At 65.0% G+C, this 11357-nt stretch carries 12 protein-coding genes; 5 read left to right on the top strand and 7 right to left on the bottom strand.

Going from position 1 to position 11357, the window contains the following annotated elements; all coding sequences use genetic code 11:
- Positions 1-150 precede the first annotated feature (150 nt).
- A complete protein-coding gene (locus tag E6G92_01045) occupies positions 151-756 on the top strand; it encodes an alpha-ketoglutarate-dependent dioxygenase AlkB (GenBank protein TMJ18468.1) in 606 nt (201 codons plus the stop codon).
- Here E6G92_01045 and E6G92_01040 read toward each other — a convergent pair.
- Both E6G92_01040 and E6G92_01035 read right to left on the bottom strand, forming a co-directional pair.
- Positions 747-1403, bottom strand: a complete 657-nt coding sequence (locus E6G92_01040; GenBank protein ID TMJ18467.1) for a cell wall hydrolase — start codon at positions 1401-1403, stop codon at positions 747-749. The genes E6G92_01045 and E6G92_01040 overlap by 10 nt on opposite strands.
- Before the next feature lie 234 nt (positions 1404-1637).
- Positions 1638-2171: a hypothetical protein gene (locus E6G92_01035; protein ID TMJ18466.1), complete on the bottom strand. Its 534-nt coding sequence runs from the start codon at positions 2169-2171 to the stop codon at positions 1638-1640.
- Positions 2172-2231: 60 nt separating this feature from the next.
- Here E6G92_01035 and E6G92_01030 point away from each other — a divergent pair, with 60 nt between their 5' ends.
- The 3 genes from E6G92_01030 (at position 2232) to E6G92_01020 (ending at position 5371) form a co-directional block, all read left to right on the top strand.
- On the top strand, positions 2232-2633 hold the full coding sequence (locus E6G92_01030) for an EVE domain-containing protein (protein TMJ18465.1): 402 nt from the start codon (positions 2232-2234) through the stop codon (positions 2631-2633).
- 284 nt (positions 2634-2917) lie between these two features.
- A complete protein-coding gene (locus tag E6G92_01025; GenBank protein TMJ18464.1) occupies positions 2918-3481 on the top strand; it encodes a hypothetical protein in 564 nt (187 codons plus the stop codon).
- Between the two features lie 789 nt (positions 3482-4270).
- Positions 4271-5371: a hypothetical protein gene (locus tag E6G92_01020; protein ID TMJ18463.1), complete on the top strand. Its 1101-nt coding sequence runs from the start codon at positions 4271-4273 to the stop codon at positions 5369-5371.
- Between the two features lie 7 nt (positions 5372-5378).
- Here the strand turns inward: E6G92_01020 and E6G92_01015 are convergent, their stop codons facing one another.
- Positions 5379-6386 (bottom strand): site-specific DNA-methyltransferase, encoded by a 1008-nt coding sequence (locus E6G92_01015; GenBank protein TMJ18462.1) that lies wholly within the window; start codon positions 6384-6386, stop codon positions 5379-5381.
- Between the two features lie 261 nt (positions 6387-6647).
- Here E6G92_01015 and E6G92_01010 point away from each other — a divergent pair, with 261 nt between their 5' ends.
- On the top strand, positions 6648-7109 hold the full coding sequence (locus tag E6G92_01010) for a hypothetical protein (GenBank protein ID TMJ18461.1): 462 nt from the start codon (positions 6648-6650) through the stop codon (positions 7107-7109).
- Positions 7110-7199: 90 nt separating this feature from the next.
- Here the strand turns inward: E6G92_01010 and E6G92_01005 are convergent, their stop codons facing one another.
- From E6G92_01005 to E6G92_00990, 4 genes are all read right to left on the bottom strand, one after another.
- Positions 7200-8252 carry a hypothetical protein gene (locus E6G92_01005; protein TMJ18460.1) on the bottom strand — a complete coding sequence of 351 codons (1053 nt, stop codon included), beginning with the start codon at positions 8250-8252 and terminating at the stop codon, positions 7200-7202.
- On the bottom strand, positions 8249-9607 hold the full coding sequence (locus tag E6G92_01000; GenBank protein TMJ18459.1) for a peroxidase: 1359 nt from the start codon (positions 9605-9607) through the stop codon (positions 8249-8251). Before E6G92_01000 ends, E6G92_01005 begins: the two co-directional genes overlap by 4 nt.
- Positions 9608-9620: 13 nt before the next feature.
- The gene (locus E6G92_00995) at positions 9621-10148 is read right to left on the bottom strand and encodes a hypothetical protein (GenBank protein TMJ20643.1); all 528 of its coding nucleotides are present in this window, start codon (positions 10146-10148) and stop codon (positions 9621-9623) included.
- Positions 10149-10245: 97 nt separating this feature from the next.
- Entirely contained in the window at positions 10246-11178 is a 933-nt protein-coding gene (locus tag E6G92_00990) for a transporter (GenBank protein TMJ18458.1), read from the bottom strand.
- Between the last annotated feature and the right edge of the window lie 179 nt (positions 11179-11357).

Here is an 11357-nt window from a genome sequence, read left to right as displayed (position 1 = left end):
CGGACTAGAGAGTCGTCACCATCGATGCAGGCGAGCCGCGTCAACCGGGTTTCCCCGCCACCAATTACGAACGAAGGTGGAGCGCGTGCTCATGCCCTAAGCATCCATATTCCGCGCGTCCGCGTCAAGCCGTCGCGCGTTTCCCCAGCGATGAAGAGCGACCAGCTGAGCTTTCTAGCACCGCGCGACGTGCCCGAAGGGCTTCGCTACGCCCCGGATTTCCTCGGCGAAGCGGAGGAGGCGGAGCTTGCCGGGCGGATGGAGGGGCTGCCGTTCAGGCCGTTCGAGTTTCAGGGGTTCCTCGGCAAGCGAGAGACGGTCTCGTTCGGCTGGTCCTACCGGTTCGACGGCAGCGGGCTGGCCAAGGTCGCGCCGATTCCGGAATGGCTGCTGCCGGTTCGCTCGCGAGCGGCGGCGTTCGCGAGGATCGAGGCGGACGCGCTCGAGCATGCCTTGCTGATCAAATATGGCGAGGGCGCGGGGCTCGGCTGGCATCGCGACCGGCCGGTGTTCGGCAAGGTGATCGGGATCTCGCTGCTGTCGCCCGCGCCGCTTCGCTTCCGCCGCAGGCTTGTCCTGAGCGGGGTCGAAGGGGCCGGGGCCAAGTGGGAACGCTTCACCCTGCCGGCGGAGCCGCGCTCGATCTACCTGCTCGGCGGTCCCGCGCGGAGCGAATGGGAGCACAGCCTGACGCCGGTCGCCCGGCTGCGTTACTCGATCACCTTCAGGACGCTGAAGGCGCGTCCTCAGGAGTAGAAGATGTGCAGCCCGATCTGGGTGTTGCGGGCGAGGCGGCGGCCCCAGGAGGGCGAGACGTAGGTCGCGTGGTACCACAGGCACGAGCTCGGCAGGACCCGGGGCAGGACCCGCTCCTTGGCGATCCGGGCGACGGCGACGGCGCGGCGCCAGGAGTCAGAGGCGCGGTCGGCCTGCGGGATGATGCCGCGCCGGACGAAGGAGAATTGGGCGGGCTGGACGACGACGGCGCACAGGCTCGCCGGGTAGCGGCCCGAGGCGGCGCGGTTCATCACCACTTCGGCGACGGCGAGCTGGCCCTGGAGCGGCTCGCCGCGAGCCTCGAAATAGACGGCGTTGGCGAGGCAATCCTCCTCGGCGCCGAGGGTGGCGGCGGAAAAGCCCGCGAGCAGGAAGCTGGAGACCAGCTGGTCGAGCGAGGCGCCGGCGCGGGCGCCGTCGGGAACGATCGTCTGCGGCGAGGCGGGCTGGCCGTCTTGGTTGAGACCCAAGCTGTCGGAGGAGAGATCGGCCGAAGCGTGATCGAGATAATAAGCGGTGGGCGCGGGCGAGTCGCCCGAGCCGGCCTGGACCGGAGCCGTTGCGGCGAACGCGGCGCCGGCCGCGACGGCCACGGCGATGGCCGCGGCACGAATCGTGCGAATCATGTGCAATTTGCTTCATTGCGGCGCGACCGGCCCCCGCCATGCCCCCTTATCGGGCCGGCGATCCCAGACTCGCTCCGTCTTGCTTTAGCCGCCGGCCCTCAAGGCCCTGGCGGCACCCGCTCATCAATCAGTGAGGGCCACCTGATGAATCTCCCTAGGGGAATCAAGCTTCGCCGCGCAAAGCAGCGATGAGCTGCGGTCGAGCCGGGACGAACCGTGGAACCCGAAGGCGTTTCACTGTTTCGGCGCTGGCGAATCCCCCGCTCTTTCAGCCGAATCCGCAGCCCGGGGCACCCCGGATTGGAGCCTCACCCGGGCGCTCGGCACCCAGCCCGCGGCGCACGGGCCGAGATAGGCGCGGCGCCGGGGAGAGGGCGAATCGACCCCGCAGCGGGCGGTGGCGCGGCCGCCCTCGTCGTAGACGATTCCGAACCAGCTCTCGTCCTGGCTTCGCGTGCAGATGAAGAATTCGGCCGCGGGATCGAGCCGGTCGATCTCGCCGGCGGCGTCGAACGGCGCGGCGCGGACCGGGAGCGGCGCCGGGGCGCCTCGCTGGCGGATCGCGCCATGGGCGTTGCAGGCGGCGAAGCTCGGGCCGAGCTCGCCGACGCGCACCGGCGCCTCGAGCTGGCCGAGGACCGTCGCATCGCTGTCGTCGCGCACGTAGGGCGGCGTGGTCGAGCCCTCGGCGCCGCGATTCTGCGTCGCCCGCTCGCCGCAGCCGGCCAGCATCAGAAGCGGGAAGAGGAGCGCGGCGCGGGCTTTCATCGCGTCGGATTTAGCCGTAGCGCGAGCGCATGGGAATGGCTTGAGAGGGACTTGCGCGCGATGGCCAGGTGGCTGATGAAATCGGAGCCCGAAAGCTATGGCTGGGCGGATCTGGTGCGCGACGGCGGCACCGAATGGGACGGCGTGCGCAACAACGCGGCGCGGCTTCACCTCAGGGCGATGAAGCCGGGCGACGAGGCCTTCCTCTATCACAGCATGTCCGACAAGGCGGTGGTCGGAATCATGCGCATCGCGAGCGATCCCCGGCCGGACCCCAAGGACGGCGCGTGGGTCAGCGTTCGGGTCGAGCCGGTGCGCGCGCTCGAGCGGCCGGTGACCCTCGCCGAGATCAAGGCCGAGCCGGGCCTCGCGGCGATGGAGCTGATCCGCCAGTCGCGGCTGTCGGTGGCGCCGGTGCGGGACGAGGAATGGGAGACGGTGTTGAGGATGGCCACCGGCTGACCTTACTTTCCCGTCATTGCGAGCGAAGCGAAGCAATCTACCCGCCTCCAACGCCGCTCTGGATTGCCGCGCTTCGCTCGCAATGACGAGGAGGGAGAAAGCCGCGCCCGCGCGCCCGACCGGCGGATATTCCTTACCAATGGCTCGGGATGTTCCCCGATAGCGCCGAACGGGCCGCCGTGGGATAGCGCAGCCGAGCCTGGGCCCGCCGCGCGCGGGCCGGGCGGATCCGCTCCGGCGCCCGCGTCCAAAGGGTGCGGACCGACGCGCAAAGGACGATGCCCATGCCCAGCAAGCTGCCCCGTATCGCCGGCCTCGCCCTCGCCGGCCTGCTGATCCTGGTCCCGCACGAGGCGCTTGCCCAGCGCGGTTATCACGGCGGCTATCATGGCGGCGGCTATCGCGGCGGCGGCTACGGCTATCGAGGCTACGGCTACCGGGGCGGATACGGCTACCGGGGCGGATACGGGCGCTACGGCTATCCCGCTTACGGCTATGGCTACGGCTACCCGGCTTATGCCTATCCCGGCTACGGCTACTTCTATCCCCCCTACCCGGCCTATTATGGCGGCTATTACGGCTATGGCGGAGCGGCCCTGGCGACCGGCGTGCTGATCGGCGCGGCGATCGCCGCCAATCGCCACCAGGACCATTATATCCAGGTCCCGGTCCCCTACCAGGCGCCCGTGATCGAGCAGCCGGCGATCGCGCCTCCCCCGGCCGATCCGATGCAGACCTGTCCGGACGGCTCGGCGGTTCCGGCGAACAGCGATTGCCCCCGGCACTATCGCGGAGCCGGCGTTCCGGTCCCGAGCGGGATATCGAAGGACGATCTCCGGGACGATTGACGGCGCGGAGGCGAAGGCTCCGCCACGCGACAATTGTCGCGTGATCCCGGATCGGGTCCGCGACAGGCTGAAGATCGGGTTCCGCGGAGCGGACCCGTCGGGGTTCCCACGAAAGTAGTACTTTCGCGGGGCCCGGGCCGGACCGGCGCCGCCTCCATCGCTGCGCTGCGCGCTGCTCAGGTGCGGCTTGGCCGGAAGTTTCCGAAGTTTCCGCTTCCATGGAGCAAGAAAATCCCGAACCTTCCGTGTCGCTTTTCGCTGAAGCGGGCTGCTCCGCGCGACGATCTGGACCCCGGTCGAGGCCCGGGATTCGTCGCGATGGGATGGACCCCGGATCGTGGTCCGGGGTTCGTCGCGATGCGTGCGATCCTTCGACATCGCTCAGGACAGGCTTCGCCGTCCCAAGGGACGACGAAGTTGAGGAAGTTGAGGGTTGCCGAGAGGTGCGTTTCGGCCTCGCTCAGGACAGGCTCTTTCTTCCCGCCCGAAAGCGCCGCTGCCGCCATGCGGTGAAGGCGCGGAAAGGGTGCTTCGACCCCGGCCTTCGCCAAGGCAGGCTAAGCTCAGGACAGGCCGCTTCGACAGGCTCAGGACAGGCAAAGGGGCGGGTCTCCTCGAGTCGGGGTCAACAGGCCAGTTTATGCCCTATCGGAGGGGCTGTAGGAAAGAGATTGTTTCTGGTTTGTTCACAGATTTTCGGCTTGCACCCATTGTAGGCGCTCAATCGCAGGTTCCGAACCTTGCGATGCGAAGATTGATCGCTCCACCTGGACATGCTCCTTTGCTTGGATGCAAGCCCTCTTTGATTCGATAGATTTTATACGCGCCCTAAAGGCTGAAAATCCGAACGCCGATAAGGCATTTCTCCAGGCCGCGTTCAGCGAGGCTTTTGAGCCTATCAAAGCCCGGAGCGTTCTGATCGCCAATGGGTTCGCCTTTCGATTCTCCGAAGCTCGTACTGGCTCATTCTCGAACACAGTTTTGTCTCTGTCAGCCCTCCAAGCATATGACGTCCAGCCATTCGTTATTGTGGTTGTTCGGCCGGATAGAGTTGACTTTCTTCTCGCCAATACTTCGTTCCTGAAGAAAATCAGCCATAGCTCGCTTCAGCTTCGGTCGGACAATATCAAAGGGAGTTTCAACGGCACTGACATCATGAGCTTGTATGAGGGCCTGCCCAATACTCCGGAGCATTTTGAGGCGCTTTTTGCTCTACATTCTGCCTTCACTTGGGAGGAAAACATAGAGCGCCTTGTTGAATCAACCAACGCGATTGTCGGGCGGGACAACCGCTTTCGGCTCCGCGATGCCGATAAGGCCGTCATCATGGCAGCGGCGGAACGCGCCGCTGCCGCGTTGACTGCACCACAGTTTCAGGAAGTCGAGCGCGAGCTCTGCGAGCTTGTCCACGGCCAAAGGGCGGCGATTCTCCAGGCTGCTCAGATCGAAAATGTGAATCTTCGCGGGAATGCCATTGAGCAGCTGCTAACCGGTGTTGCCAACGCGCACGACTTGGGCGACTTGGTTCGACCCTTGGGTGACGGTCGTCTGGTAATCGACATTAAAACGAAGCTGTTGGATCGGGCGTCAGCGCCGAAGGCTTATAACATCGATAAGATGCTGACGTTTCTGGCGGAGCCGGGATCTGTCTTCGCCTTCTTCATGATAGGCGTGGATATCCAAGCAGGTAGCGTATCCGCTAGGCTTCTACCCGTATTAGAGAGTGCGCTACTCGAGGCTACTGGGCTCCAACACCACTGGGCCGGCAGAACCTCAAGGGGCGTCACCCAACTCTCTGGGCAATTTGGACGTGCCAGCGCACCCGACTATCACCCGCTCGTGGACCTAGATCGCGCGCACTCGTTTCTCGACAGGCTTCTTGGGCTGTGACGAAAGGCTAGATCAGTAGATTGCATTCATCATCAGAAAGTGAGGCTGAAGAATTTCGCCGCGCCCGATCGTTGATTGTGTTGAGTGTGTTGCGTTCCCAAAAGACGCCGTCGGCATAGCCTTGGATACCACGCTCCTGCTCTGCATGTTGCAGGCGCCACTCAGCCAGAAGGGCATACTCTTCCACGGCTTCAATCCCAATGTAACGCCTTCCCAATTTGCTGGCGACGACGGAGGTGGTCCCGCTACCGAGGAACGGATCAAGCACCAAGTCACCCCGATTCGAACTTGCCAGAATGAGCCTGGCGAGCAGCTTCTCGCTCTTCTGAGTCGGATGGTCAGTGTTCTCGGGCATCGACCAAAACGGTATCGTGATATCCGTCCACATATTGGAAGGATGAGTGTCGCGGAAATTGCCGTCGAGCGTTTCCGCCCAATCCTTCGGTGAGCCATCGCCATTGCGATAAGGGGCTATCACCTTCCGGCGCAGCTTCACGGTCTCTACGTTAAACGTAAACTCGTCACCGACGGTGCAGAACCAAATATCCTCGCTTGAATTCTTCCAGTTCGATTTCGCACCTCGCCCCTTTTCACGTTCCCACGTAATGCGGTTGCGTATCCGAAGGCGGCTAGACGCCACTTCAAAAATCGACGCGGAAGTGTGCCAATCACCGCAAATGTAAATCGTACCAGTGGATTTCACGAGCGGCAGTAGCGCATCCAACACAGACCCAAGCCAATCGGTGTATTCGTTGACTGGGCGTCTTGAGAACGTGTTGTCCCCAAAGCGCTTGTTCAGATTGTAGGGTGGGTCGAGGACAAGGAGGTCAACGGCTCTCTTTGGAAGACGAGAAGCCAAGTCGAAGCAATCACCCAAAATGGTGCAGTCCTCAGGAGAATGCGGTAGCATCTCAGGCGTCAAAAGCCTCTGCCGAAGGCAGCTTCGATCCTTGTCGGTGAGGGTGATCGTCCGATTACGAGGAGCGCGTTCCTTGGTGCCAAGCTGATCGTCCATCACGTTCCGAATTCTCTTCCTAAATGACTCGCTCCGCACCCCCTCCGGGCAGGGTGGCGCGCAACCTCGGCTGCGTCATCCCACCTTAGCAGGCTAACCGTTAGCCGCCCAGATTGAGATGCGCTCTAAGTGGGCTTATTCGCGCCTCGCGGACCCAAGTCGAATCTAGCAGAACAAAGCGGTTTACCGTTGAGGCAGACTAATTCGATGTTTCCAGGTCGATGGCTTTCGTCATGGCGACCCTGCCGCTAGAAGGCTCCGATGGCGAGACCCGATATTCCGAGCCTGTGCACTTGGCCGCGCAATCTCAGCACAGCACAAGGCGGCGGCTTATCGACCTCCCAATATGGGGGAATGTCCACGTCGCAATATGGAGGGGCGTCCACCTCTCAGTATGGCGGCCTCTCAACATCTCAATATGGCGGTATGTCGACCTCACAATACGGGGGTTTGTCGACAAGCCAATATGGGGGGCTGTCGACTTCCCAATATGGTGGACTTTCGACTTCGCAGTATGGAGGACTTTCAACTAGCCAGTATGGGGGGCTTTCAAGCTCTCAAGGAGGCGGCATGTCCACGTCCTCCTCTAATGTTTATCGAAGCAACATACCTCCGTGGCCACACTTCCTGAGGGAGCTCGAGGTCCGCGGATATCAACAGGCTGCTGATCTAATCCGCCGACGCCTGCCAGATCGCCTCTGGCCAGAGAATTTCTTTCGTTAGGCGCCGGGCACCTGCCGCTCGTTTGGGTCGACAAGAGCCTAAGGACACCTCCTTCTTCCTCATCCCCGCTCACTGGCGACCGTAGCGCTCTCAACCCACAACCCCCGCCACCTCCACCACGGGCCGCGCCGCCCCACCCCCGCCCCCGCGCATCGTCGCCAAATTCCGCCAAAACCGCTCCAAGCTCTGCGTCCCCCCGAACAACGTCGTGAAGTGCGTCGAATCGACCAGCACGATGTCCCCCTTCCGCTCGCCCTCGGGCGGCATCCACAGGACGACGTTGAACGCGCGCTCGCCGCCCGTGGTGAAGGGGTGCGGGCGGCCGAGCTCGACGGGCTGGCGGGCGAGCACGCGGATTCGTTCGCTGCCCGGCTCGGTCACCTCGTAATGCGGCAGATGGGGGTGGAAGTTGAGCGTCGGGACGTTGTGGAGCAGGCCCAGCGCGTCGAGGCCGACGGTCTTTTCCAGCGGGGCGATGCCGCCTTCGTCGCGCGCGGGCCTGAGGCCCCAGATATTGCGGACCGGGACGTTCAACGCGTCCATCAGATCGCGGGTGAAGGCGGTGAAGCGCTGCTGGCGGGGGACGAGGGCGTCGCCATGGTGGAGATATTCCATCTGGCGCTGATCGTAATCGTCGGTGAAGCCTACATCGTGGTGCGGGGCGAGCAGGAGGCAGGTGCCGTCGCGCTTCAGCCATTCGCGGATCGCGGCGATCTCGGCGGGCTCGACCTTCTGGTCCGACGCAAGGTGATCGAGGCCGAAGACCATCATCGTGTCGCAATCGTCGAGGATGGATTCGTCGATCAGCTGGCGGAAGCCCGCCTGGTCGACGCGCTGGAACACCGCGACCGGGTGGCCGGTCTCCTCCTCCGCCACGCGCTGGAAGCTCAAAGCAGAGACATGGAACAGCTCGAGCGTGCCGTCGATGCCCTGGAGGAAATGGCCGAACTGATATTCGGGGCCTTCATAGGCCGGCCAGAGGACGCTCCGCACCTCCGTCATCGTCGAGAAGCGGTTCTCTATCAGCGCCGGGCTGCGCTGCACCTCCCAGGGATAGGACCAGGTCCAGTAGATGCTGATCCGCCGCTTGCCGTCGGCGACGCGGGCGACATGGGCTTGGTTGTAGGTGCGCGCGTTGGTCATGGCTGGGCTCCTTCGAGCGAGGGGGCGGCGGCTTCGGCGCTTCGGCCGAGGCCCGCGAGCCAGTGGAGCGCGCGGATGCCGGGCAGGAAGAAATAGGCGCCGCCGCGAACGGTGGTGAAGGCCGGAAGGCCGGTGATCTTCTTGCGCAGGGGGCGCTTCGGGATCTTGTATTCGAGGCTTCCGTCCTGGTTGCCGATGATCGGGTCGCGCTCGTTGCCGAGCTCGTGGAAGTTCCTGTCGTTGACCCAGACGTTCTGGGCGAACTCGAACTGGCGAACGAGGCTGGCGCAGATGACGAAGGCGGCGATCCCGCGCTCCGTGCCGTCGTCGGGCGTGCCTTCGGGGAGGTGGGAGCCGTAGGTGGCGCCGCGGCGGATCATGCGGCGGCGGTTGATGTTCGCCGCCGTGTCGCGCGGGTTCATCCGGCGGATGTGCGAGCCCAGGGGCACCGCATAGCCGTGCGGGTCCTTCTCCTTGTAGCTGAAGTCGTTGTTGCGGGCGAGGTCCTTGCCGAGCTCGGCATCGTCCTTGTCGGGGCAGAGCGTCAGCGGGGCGCCGCTGCGCCAGCGGCCCATCAGCTTGGCCGCGATCAGCTCCTGCTCGTCCGCCGTCTCGCCATGTTCCTTGAGGAAATCGCGGAAGCGGCCGACATGCTCCTCAAGCCGGCGATAGGCCATGTAGGTGCCATTGCGCGACAGGATCTCGGGCTCGGGCATGGCATAGGGCTGGCCGCTCTCGTCGGGGTAGCCGAGGATGAACTCGCCGGCCTTCAGCGGGCCGCCGCAGCCATTGTAGGGAATGTCCTCGGTGCCCTCGATCACCGGCTGGGAGAGGCGGTCGCGATAGCCGAAATGATCGTGGGCGTGGTCGAAGGGCGGCGTGGCCTCGAGGTGGAGGCTGGAGATGACCTTCACGCCCGGCAGGCGATCCAGCAAAGCGTCGTGCTCGCGCTCGGCGCGGCCGCGCGCCTCGTCGTCGCGGGCGAAGAGGATGGCGATGGCGTGGAGGTCGGCGCCCGCCGTCCCGTCGACCCAATGCTCCGGGGCGCTGGCGCCGGTGTCTCCGAGCACCTCGGCCCGCGCCGCCATGCCCTGGCGGAAGGCGTCGGGGAAGCTGGCGAGATCGGCCTCGCCGACGCCCAGCCGCTCGAGGCCGTTCGCGGTGAAGGCGACCGTCACCCAGCGCCTGTCCTCCTCGCTGGTGCCGACCGTCGCCGCGGACGGGACGATCGGCAATATCGCCTCGAGCCAGGCCCGGCCGCTCGCCCCGTCCGCGAAGGAGAGGAAGACATAGCGGCCGGTGAGCGCCGGCGTCCGGGTCAGCAGGATATGCTGGATGTCGTCGATCTCGAGCATGCCGGCGAGCCCCTCACTGCATGTTGTCGAGGATTCCGGCGAGGCCGCTCTTCACCGCCAGAGCGCTCTTGATCTCCGCGGAGGAGACGTAGGAATATTCGGCATATTCCATGAAGCTCGGCCGGTGGTGGTCGCGAACGAACTGGATGAAGGCGTCCGGATTGCTCTTCCAGTCGGCCGGGAAGCCCTGGAGATTCTCGAACAGGGTGGTGATCCCGGTCGAGGCGAAGATCGAGACCGCGTCCTCGGTATATTTGTCGAAATCGGTGTCGAAGATGCCCTGGTACATCAAATAGGTGTTGCCCTCGATGTCGAACAGCACCCACTTCAGCGTGTGGAGCTTCAGGATATCGAGCACGTCGGGCGCCCCGGCGACCGCCTCCTCGATGCCCCGGGCATATTCGTAGAACTTTTCCTCGCGGCCTGGGATGATCGGGGCGATGATCGTGAAGCCGTAATTGAGCGGCGTGCGCGGGAAGACCGGACCGAAGCGCCCCTGCTCAATCCGGTCTGGGAAGTAGCCGCCGGGCGGGATGGCGATGGCCGACTGGCTGCCCTTGACCTCCGCCGGGGGGAGCGCCTTGGAAACGTAGGTTTTTTCGAGGGACTCGATCATTTTCATTCCTCCTTGGGGTTTTCTAGAAGACCGCGCCGAGGATGGTGCGGAGCATCCATCCGTTCGGCCCATGCTGGTTGCGCGCGACGACGCCGCCGCCGCTGAGGCGCAGCGAGAAGCCGGGCCCAAGCGAGAAGACGCCGGTCCCGCCGAGCGAGAGCGCGCTCTGCCGGTTGTTCGCGCCGGCGCCGTCCAGCTCGACCTCGCCGCCTTCGCGCCAGAGCAGGTCGAGCGAGGCCCAGAAGTTGCGGGTGAAGCCGCGGGTGACGTGCCCTTCGAAGATGAACAGCGGCTTCTGCTTCGTGTGCTCCGCGCCGAACGGCTCGTCGTTGGCGCCGAAGAAGGTGACCGTGGGCAGCGCCTCGAACGTCGTCAAATGGGGATCGCCCATGCCGTTCCCGAGCGCGTAGACGATCGGCGCGCCGAGCCTCACCGCCCAGCGGTTCGAGCCGATGTTGATCGAGCGCTGCGCGCTGTATTCCCCGAGCGGGAAGAAGAGCTTGCCGAGCAGGTTGACCGCGAGGCCCGGCCGGTGCGCGGCATAGTCGCCGGCGGAAAGCACCGGCGTCCCGTGCACGCCCATGACGAAGCCGAGCTGCGGATCGCCGAAGCCCTCGATGTCGCCGGGCATTCCGCCCGGCCCCACCGGCCCCTCGATCCGGCTCCCCGGAACGACGAGAAAGACGAACGCCTGCCGCGAGCCGATGTCGAGCGCCTGGACGAACTGGAACACGCCGAGCAGGGTGTCGAGCGACCCTTCCTCGGCGACGTTGCCGGGATCGACGGCGAGGTTGGAGTGGAGCCGGTGGAGCCGGAGCGAAGCGATCGTCGTCCCCTCCGGCACCAGCATGTAGAGCCGGGCGCCGTCGTCCTGCGCCCGCGCCGCGCTCCCGCCGGCGAAAAGCAGGATCAGTGCGAACAGCGCCGGCCAGTGTCGCGCGCAGCCAAAAGACATCGCCGAGGGTTATGATACGGCCCCGGCCCGGCCCATCGGTGGAAACCCGCAACGCGGCGGCGTTGAGGCCCTAGCGCGATATTCGACCGTCCCCACACGCTGCTCCCCGGCGAAGGCCGGGGCCCAGGCCCGGCGCTCGCCGGGCTCCAGCGCAACAGCCTGAAGCCTTCGGCTCCTGG

The organism is Alphaproteobacteria bacterium (assembly GCA_005883305.1).
Classification (GTDB): domain Bacteria; phylum Pseudomonadota; class Alphaproteobacteria; order Sphingomonadales; family Sphingomonadaceae; genus Allosphingosinicella.
Note: the sequence above shows the minus strand (reverse complement) of the source record. Positions and strands in the feature narration are given on the sequence as shown.